Annotated in this window: 19 protein-coding genes and 1 pseudogene; 16 read left to right on the top strand and 4 right to left on the bottom strand. The window is 69.8% G+C overall.

Going from position 1 to position 22,305, the window contains the following annotated elements; translation table 11 throughout:
• The first annotated feature begins 165 nt into the window (after window positions 1-165).
• From D7V88_RS21745 to D7V88_RS21760, 4 genes are all read left to right on the top strand, one after another.
• Window positions 166-1,689 carry an FAD/NAD(P)-binding protein gene (locus D7V88_RS21745; RefSeq protein ID WP_120542572.1) on the top strand — a complete coding sequence of 508 codons (1,524 nt, stop codon included), beginning with the start codon at window positions 166-168 and terminating at the stop codon, window positions 1,687-1,689.
• A 172-nt stretch (window positions 1,690-1,861) separates the two neighbouring features.
• Complete coding sequence (locus D7V88_RS21750) at window positions 1,862-3,148, top strand: hypothetical protein (RefSeq protein ID WP_120542573.1); 1,287 nt, start codon at window positions 1,862-1,864, stop codon at window positions 3,146-3,148.
• Window positions 3,149-3,297: 149 nt separating this feature from the next.
• A complete protein-coding gene (locus tag D7V88_RS21755; protein ID WP_120542574.1) occupies window positions 3,298-5,526 on the top strand; it encodes a hypothetical protein in 2,229 nt (742 codons plus the stop codon).
• 155 nt (window positions 5,527-5,681) lie between these two features.
• Window positions 5,682-6,836: a bestrophin family protein gene (locus tag D7V88_RS21760; protein ID WP_120542575.1), complete on the top strand. Its 1,155-nt coding sequence runs from the start codon at window positions 5,682-5,684 to the stop codon at window positions 6,834-6,836.
• A 5-nt stretch (window positions 6,837-6,841) separates the two neighbouring features.
• Here D7V88_RS21760 and D7V88_RS21765 read toward each other — a convergent pair whose 3' ends face one another.
• Window positions 6,842-7,642 carry a 2-keto-4-pentenoate hydratase gene (locus D7V88_RS21765; RefSeq protein ID WP_120542576.1) on the bottom strand — a complete coding sequence of 267 codons (801 nt, stop codon included), beginning with the start codon at window positions 7,640-7,642 and terminating at the stop codon, window positions 6,842-6,844.
• A gap of 193 nt (window positions 7,643-7,835) precedes the next feature.
• Between D7V88_RS21765 and D7V88_RS21770 the strand changes: the two genes are divergently transcribed.
• The 9 genes from D7V88_RS21770 to D7V88_RS21810 are packed head-to-tail and all read left to right on the top strand — an operon-like array spanning window position 7,836 to window position 15,730.
• Complete coding sequence (locus D7V88_RS21770; RefSeq protein ID WP_120542577.1) at window positions 7,836-9,278, top strand: aldehyde dehydrogenase; 1,443 nt, start codon at window positions 7,836-7,838, stop codon at window positions 9,276-9,278.
• 25 nt (window positions 9,279-9,303) lie between these two features.
• The gene (locus D7V88_RS21775) at window positions 9,304-9,732 is read left to right on the top strand and encodes a RidA family protein (protein WP_120542578.1); all 429 of its coding nucleotides are present in this window, start codon (window positions 9,304-9,306) and stop codon (window positions 9,730-9,732) included.
• Window position 9,733: 1 nt separating this feature from the next.
• Window positions 9,734-10,258, top strand: coding sequence for a 3-hydroxyanthranilate 3,4-dioxygenase (gene nbaC, locus D7V88_RS21780; RefSeq protein ID WP_120542579.1), 525 nt, complete (start codon window positions 9,734-9,736; stop codon window positions 10,256-10,258).
• The gene (locus D7V88_RS21785; protein ID WP_120542580.1) at window positions 10,255-11,271 is read left to right on the top strand and encodes an amidohydrolase family protein; all 1,017 of its coding nucleotides are present in this window, start codon (window positions 10,255-10,257) and stop codon (window positions 11,269-11,271) included. Before nbaC ends, D7V88_RS21785 begins: the two co-directional genes overlap by 4 nt.
• A complete protein-coding gene (gene kynU, locus D7V88_RS21790) occupies window positions 11,268-12,545 on the top strand; it encodes a kynureninase (protein WP_120542581.1) in 1,278 nt (425 codons plus the stop codon). Before D7V88_RS21785 ends, kynU begins: the two co-directional genes overlap by 4 nt.
• Complete coding sequence (locus D7V88_RS21795) at window positions 12,532-13,923, top strand: FAD-dependent oxidoreductase (RefSeq protein WP_120542582.1); 1,392 nt, start codon at window positions 12,532-12,534, stop codon at window positions 13,921-13,923. Before kynU ends, D7V88_RS21795 begins: the two co-directional genes overlap by 14 nt.
• On the top strand, window positions 13,901-14,638 hold the full coding sequence (locus tag D7V88_RS21800; protein WP_120542583.1) for an SDR family oxidoreductase: 738 nt from the start codon (window positions 13,901-13,903) through the stop codon (window positions 14,636-14,638). Before D7V88_RS21795 ends, D7V88_RS21800 begins: the two co-directional genes overlap by 23 nt.
• 31 nt (window positions 14,639-14,669) lie before the next feature.
• Entirely contained in the window at window positions 14,670-15,152 is a 483-nt protein-coding gene (locus tag D7V88_RS21805; RefSeq protein ID WP_147448806.1) for a hypothetical protein, read from the top strand.
• Window positions 15,149-15,730: a hypothetical protein gene (locus tag D7V88_RS21810; protein ID WP_120542585.1), complete on the top strand. Its 582-nt coding sequence runs from the start codon at window positions 15,149-15,151 to the stop codon at window positions 15,728-15,730. The genes D7V88_RS21805 and D7V88_RS21810 overlap by 4 nt, the downstream gene beginning before the upstream one ends.
• A gap of 10 nt (window positions 15,731-15,740) precedes the next feature.
• Here the strand turns inward: D7V88_RS21810 and D7V88_RS21815 are convergent, their stop codons facing one another.
• Both D7V88_RS21815 and D7V88_RS21820 read right to left on the bottom strand, forming a co-directional pair.
• Window positions 15,741-16,259, bottom strand: coding sequence for a hypothetical protein (locus tag D7V88_RS21815; RefSeq protein ID WP_147448807.1), 519 nt, complete (start codon window positions 16,257-16,259; stop codon window positions 15,741-15,743).
• 210 nt (window positions 16,260-16,469) lie between these two features.
• The gene (locus tag D7V88_RS21820) at window positions 16,470-16,820 is read right to left on the bottom strand and encodes a hypothetical protein (RefSeq protein WP_120542587.1); all 351 of its coding nucleotides are present in this window, start codon (window positions 16,818-16,820) and stop codon (window positions 16,470-16,472) included.
• A 204-nt stretch (window positions 16,821-17,024) separates the two neighbouring features.
• On the opposite strand from D7V88_RS21820, the gene D7V88_RS21825 reads away from it, so the two are divergent.
• The gene (locus D7V88_RS21825) at window positions 17,025-20,231 is read left to right on the top strand and encodes a TonB-dependent receptor (RefSeq protein ID WP_120542588.1); all 3,207 of its coding nucleotides are present in this window, start codon (window positions 17,025-17,027) and stop codon (window positions 20,229-20,231) included.
• 47 nt (window positions 20,232-20,278) lie between these two features.
• Window positions 20,279-21,031: a hypothetical protein gene (locus D7V88_RS21830; protein WP_244238300.1), complete on the top strand. Its 753-nt coding sequence runs from the start codon at window positions 20,279-20,281 to the stop codon at window positions 21,029-21,031.
• Here the strand turns inward: D7V88_RS21830 and D7V88_RS21835 are convergent.
• Window positions 21,003-21,719, bottom strand: a complete 717-nt coding sequence (locus D7V88_RS21835) for an HAD family hydrolase (protein ID WP_120542590.1) — start codon at window positions 21,717-21,719, stop codon at window positions 21,003-21,005. The two genes, D7V88_RS21830 and D7V88_RS21835, sit on opposite strands and share 29 nt — an antisense overlap.
• Window positions 21,720-21,952: 233 nt before the next feature.
• On the opposite strand from D7V88_RS21835, the pseudogene D7V88_RS21840 reads away from it, so the two are divergent.
• A pseudogene (locus D7V88_RS21840) lies at window positions 21,953-22,305 on the top strand (sigma-54-dependent Fis family transcriptional regulator); the annotation flags it as partial.

Here is a 22,305-nt window from a genome sequence, read left to right on the forward strand (position 1 = left end):
CCCCCTCCGCCGTGCCCGAGGCGCCCCAGGCGATGTGAGGTCGGCGCGGCCCCGACTTCCCACGGTGGGGCTCGGAGCGCGGCAGGCGGCGGCTGACGGACATCAGGCCAGGAACGGCGCTCCGGGAGGGATGTCATCCGAGGGGCCCGGCCCTACAATCGTGCGGTGAACTTCCCGCAGGACGTGATCATCATCGGCGCGGGTGCCAGCGGGACACTGCTGGCGGCCTGCCTCTTGCGCGGCGCCCGTTCGCCCCTGCGCGTGACCCTGGTGGACAAGGGGGAGCGCATCGGGCGAGGGGTCGCGTACTCCACCACCAGTGCCCGCCACCTGCTCAACGTGCCGGCGGGCCGCATGAGCGCCTGGGTGGAGGAGCCCGAACACTTCCTGCGCTGGCTGCGCGCGGAGGCGCCGGACACGCTGGCGGCCGCGTTCGCCGAGCGCCGCCGTTATGGCCAGTACCTGGAGGCGGTGCTGAAGGAGGCCGCGCAGAAGGCCGCGTCCGGGGTCCTCCTGGAGACGGTGTGCGACGAGGTGACGGCGGCGGTGGACACGGGGCACGGCGTGAAGCTGTCGCTCGCGAGCGGCGCGACGCTGGAGGGACGGGGCGTGGTGCTGGCCCTGGGCAACGCGCTGCCCGCGGACCTGCGCGTTCCGGACGGCGGGCTGTACGCGAGCGCCCGCTACCACCGCTCGCCGTGGGCGCCCGGTGCGCTGGAAGGCATCGGGCCGGAGGAGGAGGTGCTGCTCATCGGCACGGGCCTCACCATGGTGGACACGGTGCTGTCGCTGGCCGAGCGCGGCCACCGGGGCCGCGTGCACGCGCTGTCCCGGCACGGCCTGCTGCCCCATGTGCACCGCGTCTCGGGAGCGAAGGCGCCCCCCGCCGCGGAGCCGCTGCGCATCCGGGAGCTGCTTCGCTCGGTGCGCCGGGAGATGGACCGCTGTCGCGACGCGGAGGCGGCCACCCAGGCCGCGGCGCTCCGGGAGGATGGCGCGGCGCCGTTCAGCACGCTGCGGATCCGCGACGTGCTACGCGCGATGCGCCAGGAGGTCGACGCGCAGGTGGCGGCGGGCGCGGACTGGCGCGCGGCGGTGGATGCGCTGCGGCCGGTGACGACACCCCTGTGGCAGCGGCTGACGGACGCGGAGCGCCAGCGCTTCCTGCGCCACCTGCGCACGCACTGGGAGGTGCACCGCCACCGCATGGCCCCGGAGATCCACGAAGCGCTGGAGGGCTGGCTGCGCGATGGACGGCTGGTGCTGCATGCGGGCCGCGTGCTCGGCTTCGACCTGGAGCCGGACGCGGTGACGGTCCGCCTGCGCCCCCGGGGACAGCGCGAGGCCCAGGTGCTGCGCGTGGGCCACGTCATCAACTGCACCGGCCCCGAGTCGAGCCTCTCCTCGCGCAGTCAGCCGCTGCTGCGCGGACTGCTGGAGGCGGGGCTGGCGCGCTCGGACTCGCTGGGCATGGGGCTGGCCACGGCCGGAGACGGCGCGGTGCTCGACTCGAAAGGACGCCCATCCTCCCACTTCTTCACCCTGGGGCCGCCCCGCCGGGGGGACCTCTGGGAGACCACCGCCGTGCCGGAGATCCGCACCCAGGCGCGGGACCTGGCGGACCATCTGCTGCGCCACCTGGGCCTGTCCCGCACCGCGTCCGCGTCTTCGCCGGTCGCGCCCTCCTGAAGCGGGCTGCCGTCCGCGCACGGAGTGTGCCTGCCCGGTAGCTGACCTGACAGGCGCCATGACCTGAAGGGCGGGCTCGCCCGCTGGAGGGGCAGTGGCCCGGCCATGCGGGAGGGTGTGGGGCCCCGGGATTCGTGCGACATTCGGGCCCCCCTCCTGGAGTCCCCCCCTGATGGCCCTGAAACGTCTCCTCCCCGCCCTCATGGGAGGCGTGTTGCTGTTCGTCCTCGCGAGCCTCGGGGTGCTCGCGTCCCAGCGCCTGAACACCGACGCCCTGGAGGCGAGGCTCGTGCGCGAGGTGAACACGCTGACGCACGCGGAGCACCCGCGTCCGGCGCATGTCACGCCCCCTCGGGCCGGCACCTTCGCCGACGCCCTGGAACCTTGGGTTGCTTCGCTGGTGCGCCCGCCCCATGCCGCGCCCGCGCCTGGCGCGGAGGACGCCGCGCGTTGCGAGGCCGTGACGGAGGGGCGCATTCCCGTCGCGAGCCTGCCCACCGCGTGCCGTGAGGCGCTGGACCGGGACCGTCCCCTGATGCGGCAGGTGCTCGCCGCCACCCACGCGGAGTCGGGCGGGCTGCCAGAGGAGCTGCGGCCGTTGTCCGGGCCGGACGTGTCGCGACGCGATGCGCTCGCGCAGGCGTTGCGGCGGGTGTTGGAGCAGGCGGCGCTGGAGACGCGGCTGCTCGTGGCCGGAGGAAACGCGGACCCGGCGGTGGACACCTGCGTGGACGCGCTCGCGCTCAGTCGGGAGCTGGCCCTGGGCGGTGGACTCGCCGGGCAGCGGCTGTCCGTGCACGGCTACACGCGCACGTGGCGGGCCTGCGCGGATGCGCTCGACGCGGCCTCCGTGGGCCGCAAACGAGAGGCGGCCGCGCAGCTCACCCGGCTGCACGAAGGCTTTCCTCCGCTGTCCCTGACGCTGCACGAGGACTCGCTCGCCGCGCAGCTCACCGCCTTCCGCGACCTGCTGTCCGACGAGGCCCGGTCCCTGCTGCCTGTCACCTGGATGGACGCGCCGTCCCTGCCGGGCGCCCTGTCGCGGCGGCTCCAGTGGCGACAGTGGGTGGCGGACTCGGACCGCCTGCGCGCCGTGGTGGATCAGCCCGTGGAAGCGCGCCGCCGGGCCATGAGCGCCCTGGACGCCCGGAAGGCCCAGGAGCACTTCCGGCAGGAGGACGCCGTGTCGGCGCGCCTGTCCTCCGAGGACATGGAGGCCATGGACCTGCGCGCGCTGCGCTCCGAGGCCCTCATCGCCCTCGCGGAAGTTGACGCGGAGCGGGCGGAGAAGGGCCAGTGGCCCAAGGCGCTCGCCACGAAGACGGCCTCGCTCGTGCTGGAGTCGGTGGATGCGTCCCAGGCCATCATCCGCTCGTGCGTGCGGGGCCTGACGCCCGAGGCCCTCCTCCTGAACGCCGACGCCCCGGCCACGTCCCAGCAGGCCCGCTTCCAGCCCTGAAGCCCTTCCGCCTCCGGCGCCCCGTCGGAAGCGCGCCGCCCGGGAGCCTCCTCCCGCGGGGGATCGCCCGCGCACGCGTCACGTCCGGCCTCCACGGACAGGGCGGCCATGTACGATGCGACTTTCCGTGACCGCGGGAGACATCTGTCATGGCGTGGAAGCTGGTGCTGCTGGACGAAGTGTCGAAGGTGCTGCCGGACGCGCCGCTCAAGGGCTCCGACATCCGGGTGGAGCTGCCCAACGCCAGCTACGGACTGCCCTCCGGCCAGAAGCTGGGCCCGCTGACCTTCGCGTTCGACGTGTCCGCCAAGGGCTTCATCGAAGGCTATGACGCTCCGGCGGACGTAGACGCGGCGGGCGTGGTGGGCGAGGCCTCCAGCGACCCGGAGCGGCTGTCCCCGCCACTCGTCTTCGGCGACGACCAGGCGTGGCTCAAGTACGCGGTGGAGGCGCGCGTGAAGGCGGAAGTCGGCTTCCCGTTGCCGTACGTGGCGCTGGCGGCCAACGGGGACGTGCGCGTGCTGCTCGCGGACTACCACCGACACCCCCAGGGCACGAACGCGCGCGCCGCGCTGAAGGCGAACGCCGGTGAACTCCGGCTGCCCCTGCTCACGTCGTCGCTGGAGAAGCTGGGCGTGGGGGACGCCATCTCCTTCCAGGCACGCGGCGAGCTGTCCGTCACCGCGACGCTGGATTGGACGGACGTCTACACCACCAACCTCCAGGCGCTGACGAAGCTCTTGTCCGCCAGCACGATGGTCGCCTTCGAGGCCAAGGCGGGCGCCACCGTGTCCGCGAAGGTGAAGGTGACGGACGACTACGCGGTCATCTTCTCCCGCCCGGAGGCGGGAAAGATCCGCGTGCAGGTGAAGAAGGTCGTGGCCCGCGAGGCCGGCGTGACGGCCGACCTCCACGTGGAGGCGACCCTCACCGACCCGACCGCCGCGCTCGCGCAGGTGGAGCGCGTCCTCGAAGGACTGTTGTCGGTGCCGCTAGCCGCCTTCGAATCGCTGATGACGAAGCTGGAGACGCACACCCTGTCGGAAGCCGAGACGAAGGTGCTGCGCATCGTGCTGGACCGCCTGGGCTTCCAGGAGCTGGAGGCCGCCCCCACGGCGCTGCGCCAGGCGTGGGAGAAGCTGCGCACGGAGGCCCGCACGAAGGTCCAGGCCCTGGCGGAGGCGAAGTTCGCCGCGGGCTTCCGCTATGAATACCTGCGCCTGCGCGAGCAGACGACGCTCTTGTCCACCGTCTGCACCGACGCCCAGGCCCAGGCCCTGCACCCGATGCTGGTGGGCGGCGACATGTCCCGCGCGATGCAGCGCATGCAGGCCGAAGGCATGACGCTGGAGCAGTGCCTGCTCAAGGAGGTCTCCAAGGAGTCGCAGGCGTGGGGCTTCTCGCTGCGGCTGGGAAGCTGGGCGCTGGGCGGCAACGACGAGCGCAACCTCACGCAGGTGGTGCAGCGCAACAGCCTGGAGAAGGAAGCGCCCCAGCGCATCTCGTTCCTGGGCGTGCGGCGCTACACCGGCACGCTGCTGACGCCGTACGCGCACTGGACCGCGGACTTCAAGGCGGACATGTCCGAGTTCCGCAAGTCGCCCACCGTGGCGGACTTCGACCTGGGCCTGTACCTGCTCCTGCGCCGCGACGCGCGCAAGCGCAGCGAGGACGACCTGCGCCAGTCCATTGACGAGGCCATCGTCTGGGGCGCGCTGGATGACGCGGAAGAGGAGGAGGTCCTCAAGCGCATCCGCGAGGCCTCGGGCGGAAAGGCGATTGAAACGCGGGTGGAGCTGAAGCTGGACAACCGGACGCTGCGCGACGTCATCACCCACGCTGCGGATCCCGACGCGCCCACCGTCTTCGCGCGCGCGCTGGCCCGGGCGCTGCCCTGGTACTCCGTGCCCAGCCGCGACCGCCCCGCCGTGCGCGAGTCCGTGTACGCGGGCCTCTGGCGGGCGTACCTGGACCAGAACTGGTCCGCGGCCGACGCGGCGAAGACAGCCGCCGCGACGCTGAAGAACCATCCGCTCGTGGGGCTCTTCGCGCACACGGAGGGGCAGTTGGGCAACAGCATGCTGACGTTCGCGGAGGTCATCCAGAAGAACCCCGGCACGGTGTCCAAGTGGCGCGACCTGCGCGCGGGCCTGCTGGACCTGCGCAACAACGAGCAGCGCTCCCCGTCCGTCTTCGCGGGCGCGTTCAAGGCGCTGTCGCAATCCTGGGCGCAGTCCTTCCACCTGAAGGCGTCCGGCGCGTTCTTCCTGGAGTTGGCGTCGCGCGGTGGCAACGGCCTCGCGACGGTGGAGCGCACCTTTACCGTGACGGTGCCCGACACCGGCGTGAGCATCGTCTTCTCCAAGTCGCGGGCCTGAGGGCTTTCGTTGGGTTCCGCACGCTCCCCTGCGTGCGGAGCCCCGCGGGGCCGGCCGATGGACGCGGAAGTAACGCGCCGCATTGCCAGGGTGACAGTGCGGCACTACATCCCGGGCCGCACCGGGCTCTCTCCCCGGCAAGGAGTGCCCGCGCGATGATCGTCGGTCGGATGTTGTCCTGGCGGATCGTCCTTCGCTACACGGGCCTGCCCGTCGCGCTCCACGTCGTCCTCGCGCTCGCCATCGCCTTTGGCTACGAGGTGCTGGGCGCGAAGTGGCTGTCGGTGCCCGCGCTGCCGGTGACGGTGCTCGCGGCGGCATTGGGCGTACTGCTCGCCTTCCGCAACAACTCCGCCTACGAGCGCTGGTGGGAGGCGCGCACCCTCTGGGGTGGAATCGTCAACTCCTCCCGCACCCTGGCCCGGCAGGTCATCACCTTCCTGCCCGCGCCCCGCGCGCGCCGCAGCGACGGCACGCTGGAGACGCCTTCGGCCGCGTCCCGGCTGGTGCAGATGGCGGTGCAACCGGAAGGCCCCGCGCTGGCGCCCGTCTGGTCCCAGGTGGGCGACGGCGCGGTGCGAGACCAGTTCGGCAAGGCGCGCGACCTGCGCAAGCCGGGCGCCCCGCGCGCGAACCTGGCCACGTTCGAGCATCCACCGGCCGACTGGGAGCATCCCCGAGGCGTCATCACCGGCGTGTTCGAGGGCATCACCGAGGACGCCCGCGAGCTCATCTACGCGCAGATCGGCTTCGTGAACGCGCTGAGATGCCACCTGCGCCGGCAGGATCCGTTCCCGGAAATCACCCCGTTCTTCCGGCCGTCCATGCTGGAGGCGCTGCGCGACGAACAGAACGTGCCCGCCGCCATCCTCCTGTGGATGTCCACGCGCATGCGCCGCGTCTACAGCGACATCGAGCACCCGGAGAAGGTCTACCTGCGCGTCGCCATGGACGAGACGCTCACGGACCTGACCAACCACCTGGGCGCGTGCGAGCGCATCAAGAACACGCCCCTGCCGCGCCAGTACGACATCCTTCCGCACGCGATGGTGCGCGCCTACCTCACCATGCTGCCCCTGGGCGTCGTCGCGGACCTGGGGGTGCTCACGCCGCTGGTCACCGCCATCATCGCGTTCCTCTTCATCGCGATGGACGCGGTGGGCCGCGACGTGGAGGACCCGTTCGAGGACGGCGTCAGCGACACGCCCATGACGGCGCTGTGCCGCACCATCGAAATCAACCTGAGGCAGATGCTGGGCGAGACCGAACTGCCCCCGCCCCTCCAGCCCAGGGATGGCCTGCTGTACTGACGGCCCTACTCCCGGGCCGTCACCTCCACCGTGCCCAGGCCGTCCACGGTGAGCTTCACGTGGTCGCCCGGCTTCATGAGGTACGCGGCGGTGGCCGCGCCCGACAGCACCAGGCTCCCCGCGGGCAGCACCTCGCCGCGCTCCGCGAGCAGCGCGCACAACTGGATGAGGGACACCACCGGATCCCCGGAGATGGCGTCCGAGCGCGCCTCGCCCTCCACCTTGCCGTTCACCTCCATGCGCATCTGGAGCTTCGTCAGGTCCAGGTCGCGCACGCCGCGCTCGGTGGTGCCGGGCACGAAGAGCGACGACGACGCGTTGTCCGCCACCACGTCCGGCAGGCTGAAGTACTTGAAGCCCACGAAGCGCGAGTCCAGCACCTCCATGGCCGCGAACACCGCCGAGCATGCGTCCAGCACCTCGTCGCGCGTCACGGTGCCCTTGAGCTCCTTCGACGTGCGGAAGGCGATCTCCGGTTCGATGCGCGGGTGGATGCCCGCGTTCACGTGCACCACGCCGCCCGCCGGCACGAGCATCCGGTCCGTCAGCACGCCGAAGATGGGCGAGCCCAGGTTCATCTGCTGGCGCTTCGCCTCGGAGGTGAAGCCCATCTTCAGGCCCACGCGCCGCTCGCCCTGCGCCTCGCGCAGCCGGATGCCCTCGGCCTGCACCGCGTAGCCGTCCGGCACGGAGAGGTTCGGGTGCGCGTGCGTCAGCGGGGGGATTTCGCGCCGCTCTCGCCGCGCCGCGTCCAGGGTCTGTGCCAGGGTCTGTGCCAGGGTCATCACGTCCGCTGTCGAAGTCATGTCCGGATCCTTTCTCTGCCCAACCTGTAATTCCACCGGCCAGGTTCACAGGCGGAATGGGGCCGGCAGCATCCGGGAGGCACGACGGCCACGCAAGCGAGCGCCACCCGACGGATGCGCTCGGAATCCTGGAGGCGGTGGACGGGCGCGGCATAGATTCCCGCGCGTCGTGTCTCCCCAGGAGGGCGCTGCCTTGGAGAAGGTCCTCAACTACATCGGTGGCGAGCTGGTGCCCGCGGTGGGTGGCCAGTGGCTGGACAAGCCGGAGCCGGCGACGGGCGCGCTGTACGCGCACGTGCCGGACTCACACGAGGCGGACGTGAACTCCGCGGTGGAGGCCGCCAGCCGGGCGTTCCCTGCCTGGTCCGCACTGCCGGCGTCGGAGCGCTCGCGGATGTTGCGGCGCATCGCGGGCCTCATCCACGAACGCCTGGACGCCTTCGCGCGGGCGGAGTCCATCGACACGGGCAAGCCGCTGTCGGTGGCGCGCACGGTGGACATCCCGCGCAGCGTGCTCAACTTCGAGTTCTTCGCCGACGCGGCGACGCAGTTCTCCAGTGAGGCCCACGCCATGGACGGCGTGGCGCTCAACTACACGCTGCGCTCGCCGCTGGGCGTCGTGGGCTGCATCTCCCCGTGGAACCTGCCGCTGTACCTGCTCACGTGGAAGATCGCACCCGCGCTCGCCATCGGGAACTGCGTGGTGGCGAAGCCGTCGGAGGTGACGCCGATGACGGCGTTCCTCCTGTCGCAGGTGTGCCGCGACGCGGGCCTGCCGCCGGGCGTGCTCAACCTGGTCCACGGCCTGGGGCCCAACGTGGGCGGACCGCTCACGCGCCACCCGGACGTCAGCGCCATCTCCTTCACCGGCAGCACGCGCACCGGCGCGGAAATCGCCCGCGTGGCCGCGCCCGCTTTCAAGAAGCTGTCGCTGGAGATGGGCGGCAAGAACCCCAACGTCATCTTCGCGGACTGCGACTTCGACGAAGCGCTGTCCACCACGCTGCGCTCGTCGTTCGCCAATCAAGGGCAGATCTGCCTGTGCGGCCCGCGCATCTTCGTGCAGCGCCCTCTCTACGCACGCTTCAAGGAAGCGCTGGTCGCGCGCACCAAGGCCCTCAAGGTGGGGGACCCACTGGTGGAGGGCACCGACCAGGGCGCGCTGGTGTCGCGCGAGCACTTCGAGAAGGTGCTGGGCTACATCGACCTCGCGAAGCAGGAGGGCGGCCAGGTGCTCACCGGCGGCAGGCGCGCGAAGGTGCCCGGCCGATGTGAGAACGGCTGGTTCGTGGAGCCCACGCTGGTGGAGGGCCTGTCGCCTTCGTGCCGCACCAACCAGGAAGAGATCTTCGGCCCGGTGGCCACGCTCATGCCCTTCGACGACGAGGAGGAGGTGCTCGCCTGGGCCAATTCCACGCGCTATGGCCTTGCCGGCAGCGTGTGGACGAAGGACCTGGCGCGCGCGCACCGGTTCGCCTCGCGGCTGCACAGCGGCATCGTCTGGGTGAACACCTGGATGCTGCGCGACTTGCGCACGCCGTTCGGCGGGGTGAAGGACTCTGGCGTGGGCCGCGAGGGCGGCTGGGACGCGCTGCGCTTCTTCACCGAACCCAAGAACGTCTGCATCAAGCTGTGAAGCCCTGCTGCCCCTGGAGCAACGCGTGAGCGCTGGCGAGCGGATCGATTCGAAGAAGGCCCCGGAGCCCGTCGGGCTCTACCCGCACGCGCGCCGTGTGGGCAACTTGTTGTTCCTCTCCGGCGTGGGCCCGCGCGAGCGCGGCAGCAAGGCCATCCCGGGCGTGGAATTGGATGCCGGAGGCAACATCGTCTCGTACGACATCGAGACGCAGTGCCATTCGGTGTTCCGCAACGTGCGCTACATCCTGGAGGACGCGGGCTCTTCGTGGGACCGGCTGGTGGACGTGACGGTGTACCTCACGGACATGAAGAAGGACTTCCCCACGTACAACCGGCTGTGGGCGGAGTACTTCAAGGACGACCCGCCGTGCCGCACCACGCTGGAGATCAACCGGCTGCCCACGCCCATCGCCATTGAACTCAAGTGCATCGCCACCATTGGAGACGTGTGACATGGGACGACTGACCCCCATCAACTTCAAGAAGTGGATCGACGAACACCGCCCCCTGCTCAAGCCGCCCGTCGGCAACCAGCAGGTGTGGGCGGACCGGGACTTCATGGTCACCGTGGTGGGCGGTCCCAATTCGCGCACGGACTTCCACGTCAACGAGGGCGAGGAGTTCTTCTACCAGCTCGAAGGTGACATCACCCTGCGCGTCATCGACGAGGGGCAGGTGCAGGACATCCCCATCCGCGAGGGGGAGATCTTCCTGTTGCCGCCCAAGGTGCCGCACTCGCCGCAGCGTCCCGCGGGCACGGTGGGCCTGGTGCTGGAGCGCCGCCGCCAGCCGCAGGAGCTGGATTCCTTCCTCTGGCTGTGCCCGAAGTGCGGCGAGAAGCTCTACGAGGAATCGCTGCACGTCACGAATCTGGTGACGCAGTTGCCACCGGTGTTCGAACACTTCTACGGCGACCCCGAGCACTGCACCTGCAAGCAATGCGGCACGAAGGTGACGCGGGGTGGTGCGCCCAAGTGAAGGTCGACATCCACACGCACCTCCTGCCCCCGGAGATGCCCCGCTTCGCCGAGCGCTTCGGCTACGGCGGCTTCATCACCCTGGACCACCACGCCCCGTGCCGCGCGCGGATGCTGCGGGATGACGGGAAGTTCTTCCGCGAAATCGAAAGCAACTGCTGGGACCCGAAGCAGCGCGTCGTGGAGTGCGACGCGCACGGCGTCCAGGTGCAGGTGCTGTCCACGGTGCCGGTGCTGTTCAGCTATTGGGCGAAGCCCGAGCACGGCCTGGAGGTCGCGAGATTCCTCAACGACCACCTGGCCTCCGCGGTGGCGACAGCGCCCAGGCGCTTCGTGGGCCTGGGCACGGTGCCGCTCCAATCCACCGACCTTGCGGTCAAGGAATTGGAGCGCTGCGTGCGCACGCTGGGGTTCGCGGGCGTGCAGATTGGCAGCCACGTCAACGACCTGAACCTGAGCGACCCGGCCCTCTTCCCCTTCTTCCAGGCGGCGAGCGACCTGGGCGCCGCCGTCTTCGTGCACCCGTGGGACATGATGGGTGAGGCGAAGATGGCGAAGTACTGGCTGCCGTGGCTGGTGGGCATGCCGGCGGAGGTGTCGCTGGCCATCTGTTCGCTCATCTTCGGCGGGGTGATGGAGCGGCTGCCGAAGTTGCGGCTCGCGTTCGCGCACGGCGGTGGCGCGTTCCCCGGCACGATTGGCCGCATCCAACACGGCTTCGAGGTGCGCCCGGACCTGGTCGCGGTGGACAATCCGGTGGCGCCACGCGACTACCTGGGGCGCTTCTGGGTGGACTCGCTGGTGCATGACGCGGAGGCGCTGCGCGCCATCGTGAAGCTGTTCGGCGCGGACAAGGTGGCGCTGGGCAGTGACTATCCCTTCCCGCTGGGCGAGGACCGGCCCGGCACGCTCATTGAATCCCTGACGGACCTGGAGCCGCCGGTGCGCGACCGGCTGCTCTTTCGCAACGCCCTGGAGTGGCTGGGGCGCTCGCACGAGGACTTCGCACCATGACGGCCCCTGTCTACGAGAGCACCGACGCCTTCGCGCACACCCTGGATGCCGAGGATCCGCTGCGGCCCTACCGCGACGAATTCCTGCTCCTGTCCAGTCCCTCCGGGGCCCCGGCCATCTACCTCGCGGGCAATTCGCTGGGCCTCCAGCCGCGCAAGGCGCGCAAGTACGTGCACCAGGAGATGGAGGACTGGGAGCGGCTGGGCGTGGAGGGCCACGTGCACGGCCGTCACCCGTGGCTGCCGTACCACGAGCTGCTCACCGAACAGGTGGCGCGGCTGGTGGGCGCTCGGCCCCAGGAAGTCGTGGTGATGAACACCCTGTCGGTGAACCTGCACCTGATGATGGTGTCGTTCTACCGACCCACGCGTGAGCGCTTCAAGATCCTCATTGAAGGCAACGCCTTCCCGTCGGACCAGTACGCGGTGGCGTCCCAGGCGCGCTTCCACGGCTACGACCCGAAGGAGGCCATCGTCCGGCTGATGCCGCGCGAGGGCGAGGAGACGCTGCGCCCCGGGGACATCCTCGAAGCGGTGGAGCGGCACGGCAAGGAGGTCGCGCTGGTGATGCTGGGCAGCGTGAACTACCTCACCGGGCAGGCGTTCGACATCGGGGCCATCACCCGCGTGGCGCACGCGCAGGGCTGCAAGGTGGGCTTCGACCTGGCGCACGGCGCGGGAAATCTGAAGTTCTCCCTGCACGACGACGGGCCGGACTTCGCGGTGTGGTGTTCGTACAAGTACCTCAACGGCGGACCGGGGAGCCTGGGCGGCGTGTTCGTGCACGAGCGGCACGCGCACTCGCCGGACCTGCCGCGCTTCGAGGGCTGGTGGGGCCACAACAAGGCCACCCGCTTCGAGATGGGCCCCACGTTCGACCCGCTGCCGGGCGCGGAAGGCTGGCAGTTGTCCAACCCGCCCATCTTCCAGTTGGCCGCGCTGCGGGCGTCCCTGGAGCTGTTCGACAGGGCGACGATGGAGGCGGTGCGCGCGAAGAGCGAGAAGCTCACCGGCTTCCTGGAGTTCCTCCTGAACCGGCTGCCCGAAGGGTTCGTGACCATCACCACGCCGAAGGACCCGAAGCAGCGGGGGGCGCAACTGTCCCTGCGCTTCAAGGGTGAGCCGAAGCGCCTGTTGGGACGGCTGTCGGCGGCGGGCATCATCTGCGACTTCCGCGAGCCGGACATCATCCGCGCCGCGCCCGCGCCCCTCTACAACACGTACGTGGACGTCTTCCGCTTCGTGCGGACCCTGGAAGCCCATGTCCTCGAATGAGCCGAAGCTGACGGTCGTGGGAGCGGGCCTCGTCGGCTCGCTGCTGTCGCTGTACCTGGCCCGCCGGGGTCACACGGTGGAGGTGCTGGAGCGCCGGCCGGACATGCGCCGCGAGACGCTGGACGCGGGGCGCTCCATCAACCTGGCCATCTCCACGCGCGGCCTGCATGCGCTCCGGCAGGTGGGGCTGGAGGAGGAGGCGCTGAAGCACGCCATTCCCATGCGGGGCCGGGTCATCCACCCGGTGAAAGGGGAGCTGGCGTATCAGCCCTATGGCAAGGACGACTCCCAGCACATCAACTCGCTGTCGCGCGGCTGGTTGAACCAGTTCCTGATGACGCGCGCGGAAGAGACGGGGCGCGTGAAGCTCCGCTTCCGGCAGCGGGTGACCCAGGCCGACGTGACGGCGGGGACGCTGACGGTGCTGGACGAGGCCACGGGAGAGACGCGCGAGGTGCGGGACGCGGTGGTGTTCGGCACGGACGGCTCCGGTTCAGCGGTGCGGCAGGCGATGCAGCCGCGACCGGAGTTCCATGCGACGCAGGAGCCGCTGGGCCACGGCTACAAGGAGCTGACGATTCCGCCGGGGCCCGGTGGCGGCTTCCAGATGGAGAAGCACGCGCTGCACATCTGGCCGCGCGGCGCGTTCATGCTCATCGCGCTGCCCAACGAAGACGGCAGCTTCACCTGCACGCTGTTCCTGCCGTGGAAGGGGCCGCTGAGCTTCGCGGCGCTGGAGACGCCCGCCGCGCTGGAGGCGTTCTTCCAGGAGCAGTTCCCGGACGCGAAGGCGTTGATTCCCGGGCTGGTGGAGGAGTTCTTCGCCCGGCCCACCGGGCACATGGTGACGGTGAAGTGCGCACCGTGGCGGGCGGGCGGGCGCACACTGCTGCTGGGCGACGCGGCGCACGCGATGGTGCCCTTCTACGGGCAGGGGATGAACTGCGGCTTCGAGGACTGCGTGGTGCTGGACTCGCTCCTGGCGAAGCAGCAGGACTGGGATGAGGCGTTCCAGGCGTTCGAGAAGCTGCGCAAGACGAACGCGGACGCCATCGCGGACATGGCGGTGGAGAACTTCATCGAGATGCGCGACAGCACGGGCGACCCGCGCTTCCTGTTGGAGAAGGGCGTGGAGAAGGTGTTGCTCAATGCCTTTCCGGGGGAGTTCGTCAGCCGCTACACGCTGGTGAGCTTCAGCCGCGTGCCCTACCGGCTGGCATACGAGGTGGGCGTCATCGCGGGCGGCATCGTGGCGGAGCTGTCCCAGGGGCTGACGCGCCCCGAGGACGTGGACCTGGACGCGGCGGCGAAGCTCATCCGCGGCCGGCTGACCCCTTTCATGAAGGAGCACGCGGATGGATTTCGGTCTGAAGGGTAGACGGGCGCTGGTGACGGGGGCGTCCTCGGGACTGGGGCGCGCCATCGCGGAGACGCTGGTGAAGGAGCGCGCGACGGTGGCCATCTCCTCGCGCGGCGGGGACAAGCTGGAGAAGGCGGCGAAGGAGCTGGGCGCGGCGCTGGCGGTGCCGTGCGACCTGACGCAGGCGGGCACGGCGCGCGAGCTGGTGCGCACGGTGACGGAGAAGCTGGGCGGCCTGGACGTGCTGGTGGTGAACGCGGGGGGGCCTCCGGCGGGCGGCTTCGAGACCATCACCGGGGAGCAATGGCAGACGGGGTTCCAGAGCCTGTGGCTGTCCACGGTGGATGCGATTCAAGCGGCGCTGCCGGGCATGAAGGCGCAGGGCTGGGGCCGCATCGTGCTGGTGACGTCCACGGCGGCGCGCGAGGCGATGAGCAACCTCACGGTGTCCAACGGCCTGCGTGCGGGATTGCTGGGCTTGGTGAAGAGCCTGAGCAATGAAGTGGGGCCGTATGGCATCACGGTGAACGCGGCGCTGCCGGGCTACCACGCGACGGACCGGATGAAGGACCTGGGTCTGTCGGATGAGAAGGTGGCGCCGAACATCCCCGCGCGGCGGCTGGGCAGGCCGGAGGAATTCGCGGCGCTGGTGACGTTCCTGGCGTCGGAGCCGGCCGCGTATATCAGCGGACAATCCATCGCCTGCGACGGTGGAGCGCTGCGCGGGTTCTGAGGTGTGCTCCGTGTCTTCCCGGGGGGAAGACATGGACGCGACGTTACGTGCGCGGGTAGTGCTCGCGGTGGTGTCGTGGTGGATGACGGGCTGCATGGCCACGGGCACCGTCGTGGAGGGCAGGCTTCAGCCCCAGCACTTCAAGTTCGTGACCATCGTGGAGCAGACGGGGCCAGGGGCGGGAGGCTGGCGAGCGGCCTGTGTCCGGGTGCCGCTCCGGCGCGACACCGGTGAGGTCTACCCCTGTCAGCTCGGGATCGGACTTCCCATGCAAACAAGCCGCATGGGCCCCATTCCGCTGCCGCTGGCCCAACGTATTTCAGCGGACTGCGCGAACCTGGCGGCGCAGACGGTGTTTCGTGCGGCCACCCCTACGACTCCGCTGGGGCTTGCCTGCGAGGAGTTCAGGGGCACCTACACCCTCGCGCTCTCCGAAGCCATCGTAGGCTCGCGCGTATCGAAGACGTGCCGGCGCGAAACCACGCCTGTCGAGCCCAGGTTCCAGAAGCCATGACGCCTTCCACGGAAGAGTTGATTGCGATTGCGCGTCATTACTGGCGTGCGGATGACCTCTATGACTCCCGGACTGAGCCCAGCCCTGAATTCGAACGCTTCGAGGCGCTCTGGAACGAAAAGCTCAAGGAACTGGACCGCTGGAGGGCCTTGCTCAACCAACTCAGAAGAGCGCTCCCAGAATGCACCGTCGGCGACTACGTAGCGGCGTCGGTGAACGGCTGTTTCGGCGCCCTCGTCTACCCTCTGCGCGAGGAGGTCCTACAGCGCACCCAGTTGTCCTGGACGGTTGTCGGGTACCTCAGCATCCTGGCCCCGGTCTACACCGTGCACTGTGTCCGCAGGGAGTTCGTCGGGACGCACCTCAAGAACTCCCAGGTGTTCCTGGAGCCCATTCCCCTCGAGTTGCAAGGCATCGCCGACGTCATCGCTCAGCGCATCGAGGAGGACTACGGCGCCACCGCGCTTCCCCTCGAAGTCGCCCAGACGCCCGTCTCCCTCTACGTCCACTTCATGAAGCCGCCCCAGACGACTCTCTTCCACGCCCTCTTCTCCTCCGAGCCCGGGAACATCCCCTGACAGGAGTCACTCAGAGCGTCAGTCCCAGGACCGTGAGCGTTCCAGGCCCCGCCACATCCGTGAGGCCCGTGGTCGAGCATTTGCTCAGGTCCGTCTGCGCGAGCGTCACCGTGTGCACGATGGTCGCGCCCTGGAACCGGCCGCTGGTGATGACCCCGGAGACCTCGGAGATGACCACGTTGGGCCGCACCGTGATGATGGAGGCGCTCCCCACCGTGCTCGTGGTGCCGTCGTTCCAGGTCACCTTGAAGCTGCCGGTCGAACTGTTCGTCAGACACGACACGGTCCCCGTCCCCGTGTAGCTGAACTCTCCGTACACGATGCCGGGTTGATTCCCCAGACACGGCCCGAAGAGCCCCTTGCCCCTCGACGTGACCTGCTGCGGAGTGTTCTTCACCCCGGGGGTGAACGAGCCCACGGATGTTCCCGTCGCGCACGTCACCGCAACCAACTCCGCCGCCCGCGCGCCCGTCGCCGCGAACAGGCCCACCAGCCCCATCACCACCGCCGCATGTACCTTGAATCGCATCCACATCGCCGTCTCCTCATCCAGGTCTCGAAACGCCGCGATGTCCTTCGCGGCCACTTCGAAACCTGAGGCTCACGGCGCCCCTGCTCCATCACACCCCGGGGACATCCCACCGGTCCCCCAGGGCACCCCCTCACCACCGGAGGCCCAGGTACGCAGGGTGCGACGGGAGCCCGCGACTTCCGCGGGCCCCCGCACGCGTCAGGACGCTCAGCCGCCCTTGACGATGTCCCCGGCGCGGGACTCGCCGCTGGCCGTGACGCTGGCCATGGTGAACTGGGACGCGAAGTGCCCGAGCAGCGTCTCCAGGAAACGCCCGTGGTACGCGGCGTAGGCCTCCGTCGTGATGGCCTTGTCCTTCTGCGCGCTGATGGTGAAGACCACGCCCGCGCCCGGCACCAGCGTGGGCCGGAACCAGGCCTGGTTCGCCAGCGACGCCTCGGAGGACGTCACGTCGCCCTCCGCGTCGTAGGCCCAGCCCGCCACCTTCTTGGAAGCCACCGCGCTCTTGATTCCATCAATCAAGCCCTGCGGGTCCGTCGTCGTCACGAAGAGCGCCATGTGTGCGTACTCCTTGGTTGGGTGTCCGAGACCTTCAACCCGCTCCCCGGAACGATCCAGTTCCTGGAAGCGGGGCCGTCCCTCCCCTTGCGACGCACCGGGTCGGGCATTCCCCGCACTAACAGACCAGCCAGATTGTTTGTAGCTGGTGGATTTCTCACGTTTTGCGACAGAGTGCGCCGCCTTCGCCGGGAGGGGCATTCCGTGTCCAGACGCAACCGTGTCAACCGTGGGCTGTGGCTCGCGGTGCTGCTGTGGGGAACCGGGGCTTTCGCCCAGGGCAACTCGGTCATCACCGGGACCCTGACGAACGCCGCGAACAAGAGCCCGCTGGAAGATGTCGTCGTCACCGCCACCTCGCCCCAGCTCCAGGGCGAGCGCACGGTCGTCACCGACAAGAGCGGCCTGTACCGCCTCCCCCAACTGCCGTCCGGCACCTACCTGCTGAGATTCGAAGCCCAGGGCTTCAAGCCCTACGAGCGCGGCGGCATCCTGCTGCGCATCGACCGGACCATCCGCCTCAACGCCGAACTGCTCCCCGACGAGGGCCTCACGGAGAACGTGGAGGTCGTGGGCGCCCCTCCCAGCGTGGACGTGGGCTCCAGCGCCGCGGGCGTCACCGTGGACCAGGACTTCATCCGCAACATCGCCGTCATCCGCCCCGGCACCAAGGGCTCCGCGTCGCGCTCCTTCGAAGGTCTGGCGGAGCTGGCCCCCGGCGCCACCGAGGACCGCTACGGCGTGAGCATCAGCGGCAGCAGCTCCCCGGAGAGCCAGTACGTCGTGGACGGCCTGTCCGTGAACGACCCCGGCGTGGGCACCCTGGGCACGCCCCTGTCCGTGGAGTTCGTCAAGGAGGTCAACATCATCACCGGCGGCTACATGCCGGAGTACGGCCGCTCCACCGGCGGCGTGCTCAACGTCGTCACCAAGTCCGGCTCCAACGAGTTCCACGGCTCCGTCTTCGCCAACATGGCACCGGGCGCCCTCCAGACGGCGGGCACCGTGGTGCGCCGCGAGGGCAGCGTCATCTCCGCGCAGGGCAGCGCCCACAACCTGGGCGACTTCGGCTTCGACCTGGGCGGCCCCATCCTCAAGGACAAGCTCTGGTTCTACGTGGGCGTCGCGCCGTCCTTCAACCGCATCCAGGTGGACCGGCAGCTCAGCAGCTACGAGCTGTGCACGGAGGTGGACCCCGCCAACGGCTGCACCGCCGTGAATGCCCGCCGCAAGGACCCCACCACCGGCTTCTCCCAGGTGACCCCCATCGAGGGCACCCAGGTCAGCCGCTTCGCCGACGAGCGCTCCCTGCAGTACCTGGGCAAGCTCACCTACAACTTCAACCAAGACCACAGCCTCGCGGTCTCCGTCTTCGGCACGCCGCGCTCCTCCGGCGGCAGCAACAAGTACGCCTTCAGCGACGACGGCGAACCGGAGGTGTGCACCAGCCTGTCCTGCACCGGCTTCGTGCAGGGGGCCTACGGCGCCATCGCCACCCGGCGGGAGAACAGCGCCCTGGACCTGGTGGCCAAGCAGACCTCGTCCTTCTTCGACAAGAAGCTGCTCGTGGACGCAACGCTCGGCTGGCACCACCAGGCCGACTCCACCCTGCCGTCGGACGGCTCCGGCCTGGGCTCCGGGCAGGGCCTGTCCGCGCAGTCCAACATCGCGTGGCGCCGCACCCGCAACCCCGGCCCCCACACCATCAACGAGTTCGAAACCCTCCCGAACCCGGACGCCTGCGGCACCACCCCCGCCGAACAGGCCCTGCGCTGCCCCGTCACCGCCTATTCCACCGGCGGCCCCGGCACCATCAGCATCCAGCGGCTGGACCGCGTGCAGGGCAAGGTGATGGGCACGTACCTGCTGGAGGCCCTGGGCCACCACATCCTCAAGGCCGGCGCGGACATCGAGCGCATGAGCTTCTACAACAACCGCGCGCGCACCGGCCTCACGCCCTGGCAGGAGTGCACCGGCGGCGACTGCTTCTTCAGCCTCAACCAGTACGGCTACCTGGAGGCGCCCGACCAGCCGGTGTTCCTGGCCAGCAAGGAAGGCACCTCCACGTCCACCACCGTGGGCGGCTTCATCCAGGACAGTTGGTCCATCCTCGACAAGGTCACCGTCAACGCGGGCCTGCGCTACGACGTGCAGACGCTGTACGGCCTGGACGGCGAAGTGGGCCTGCACCTGCCCAACCAGTGGTCCCCGCGACTGGGCGTCATCTACGACCCGACGCAGGCGGGCCGCGCGAAGCTCTTCGTCAACTACGCGCGCTTCTTCGAGAACGTCCCCCTGGACATGGCGGACCTGTCCTTCCCCCAGCAGCAGCTCCTGTCCTCCACCTACCGGGCGCCGCCGTGCAACCCGTCGCGCGAGGGCTCGCTGCTCACCGACTGCACCATCGACGCCAACCGCACGCCCATTGGCAGCCGCGAAAGCCCCAACCAGCTCTGGGATGCGCAGGGCGGAGATCGCGTGCCGGTGGATCCGCAGATCCGCGCCCAGTCCGCGGACGAGTTCGTCCTGGGCGGTGAGTACGAGCTGATTGCGGCAAGCCGCGTGGGCGCCACGTATACCAAGCGCTACCTCAACGACGTCATCGAGGACATGAGCCGCGACGACGGCAGCACCTTCTTCCTGGGCAACCCGGGCAAGGGCTACTCGACGGACTTCCCGCTGGCCAAGCGCGAGTACGACGCGGTCAACCTCTACTTCCAGCGGGCCTTCACCGACGGGTGGCTGGCCCAGGCCAGCTACACCTGGTCCACGCTGCGCGGGAACTACTCCGGCCTGTTCCGCGCGGACACCGGCCAGTTGTCCCCCAACCTCACGCGCGACTTCGACCTGGTGTCGCTCACCGTCAACCGCGACGGCCAGCTCCCCGGCGACCGCACGCACTCCTTCAAGGTGTTCGGCGCGAAGGAGTTCTTCATCACCCGGGGCACCAGCATCAACGTGGGCGGCAACTACCGGGCGCGCTCCGGCACGCCGCTCAACTACCTGGGGGCGCACCCGCGCCGCAGCGGTTCGGAGACCTTCATCCTGCCGCGCGACAGCGCCGGCCGGCTGCCCTGGGTGCATGGCGTGGACGGCCACGTGGGCCTCAACCAGCGGCTGGGGAAGGACTCCGTGCTCACCGTGTCGCTGGACGTCTTCAACCTCTTCAACTTCCAGCAGTACACGGACGTGGACCAGACCTTCACCACCACGCGCGTGTACGCCATCGAGCAGGGCGGCACCCCGGACGACCTCACCGCGTGCCTCACGAAGAACAACCCCGGGTGCAAGGTCATCTCCACCACCACGGGCCTGCCCATCGTCGAGGCGGACATCAACCCCAACTTCAAGCGGCCCACCGCCTATCAGGCACCGCGGGCCATCCGTCTGGGCGCGAAGCTGAGCTTCTAGGCCGCCGCGCCACACGAGAAAGGACACCCGCGATGAAGCTTCGATGGATGGCAATCAGTGGAGGCCTGGCGGCCGCGGTCGTCACCGCCGGCGCCTGTGGCAGTGAACCCGTGGCGCCGTGCGTGGTGGCCCGAGCCGTGTCGGACGGCTCCACCGGCTCGTTCGCCGCGACCTATGAGCTCAAGGCCGGGCAGAACCCGGACCTCGCCTGCGCCCAGCTCAAGCCGGAGCCCCTGGGCCTGCAGAAGTATTTCAGCCAGGACCCGAAGGCCCCCGACACGGTGGGCGTGCGCAGCACGCGGCTGGGCACGCTGCTGCAGACCTTCGCCTCGCGCCTGTCGGAGGAGTCCAAGGCCAGCGCCACTGCGGTGGGCCCCTTCGCCTCCGAGACGCCGGGAGAGGACCGCTTCTGCACGGTGCCCCAGCTCACCCCCACGCGGCTGGAGGTGACGGAGGCCCAGGATCCCGACGGAGGCCTGCTGCCCGCGCAGGAGTTCGGCTACGCGTGGAACAACCTGCGCATCTACAACACGCCGGAGATTCCGGGCACGCAGTTCACCGCGGACCTCGTCTACACGGAGAACGGCTGCACCGCCGAGTACACCGTGAAGGGCATCTGGCCGGTGGTGAAGTGCCAGGACAGCAAGACGAAGGGGCCCAGCGACGCGCTGTGCGACCCGTACGCGGACTACGACGCGGGACGGCTGCGCGGCTCCGGCATCAACCCGCTCTTCCCCGTGAAGTGCGACCCCGTGGCATTCATCTGCGTGCTCACGGGTGAAGTGCCGTCAGCTCCCTGAAGGCGCCCGGGCTTCCGGGACGCAGGGGCGCGGGCAGGTCCCGGAAGTCCTTCACCAGGAAGTCCGGCTGCTCGCGCACCAGGAACTCGCGCGGGAACGACGTGGCGACGGCGACACACGCCGCGCCCGCGGCCCGCGCGGCCCTGAGGCCCGACACCGCGTCCTCGAACACCACGCATCCGGTGGGCGCCACCCCCAGCGCGGAGGCCGCCTTCAGGTACACCTCCGGATGCGGCTTGCCACGGGTGACGTCCGTGGACGTGACGCGCACCGGGAACAGGTGCTCCAGCCCCACGCGCTCCAGGGCCAGCTCCGCGTTGTCCGCCAGCGCGCTCGTGCCCAGCGCCCAGGGTACGCCCGCCTGCCCCAGGGAGCGCAGGTAGTCCCCCACCCCGGGGACGGCGAACACCGGCTCGTGCTCCAGCAGCCGGTGGAAGGCCATCTCGCGGTCGTACGTCAGCGCCTCCACCTCCTCGTCGCTCAGCGTCGCTCCGAACCACGCGCGCAGCGTCTCCCCCGCCCTCCGCCCGTTGGTGGCGAGCAGCTCCTCCCGCGTGGGCGTGTAGCCCCGCTCCCGGGCGAACTCCTCCCAGACGCGATAGTGCAGCTCGGTCGTGTCGATGATGACGCCGTCCAGGTCGAAGAGGACGGCATCGAAGGGAGCGATGTTCGAGGTCGATGGGGACATGGAGGCTCGGGCTTTCTCGAAGATCCACACGGCAGGCCCTTCAACCCTATTCACGGGGGGGACCCGGGGCGCGGCATTCGCCCCTCATGGCGGTGCCTACCGTGCGGGTAGGCGGGGGGTCGGCTTCCGGGCGGCCCCATCGAAAAGCACCGTCCGCGCTGAAGTAAGGACCCGCAGGGCTCGCCTGGTCGCTCCAGGGCCAGCCGGCCCGTTGTAGGCTTCACCGGAGGTCCATGTCGCCCCCCAAGAACCCCGCTGAATTCTCGACGACCGCCGTCCGCACGCAGGGCACGCCCACGCAGGCGGCCCACGCCGTGCCCGCGCTGACCATCATCGGTCACGCGCAGCCGCAGCGCATTGGCGAGCGGCTGCTGCTCGAAGGGCTGCTGTCCGACGAGCGCGCCGTGGCGCTGTCGCGCAACGCACCGGACTTCAGCCGTCCAGGGGGCGTGCTGTCTCTGCCGCTGGGGGATCCGTTCCTGAGCCGCACCCCGGTGCGCTTCGAGCCCGGCCTGCGCGGTGGCATCCGCATGTTGGTGCCGGAAGACGGGACGCCGGTGCTGGTGGGCGGGGAGCCGGTGAAGGC

The organism is Corallococcus terminator, from assembly GCF_003611635.1.
Lineage (GTDB): Bacteria > Myxococcota > Myxococcia > Myxococcales > Myxococcaceae > Corallococcus > Corallococcus terminator.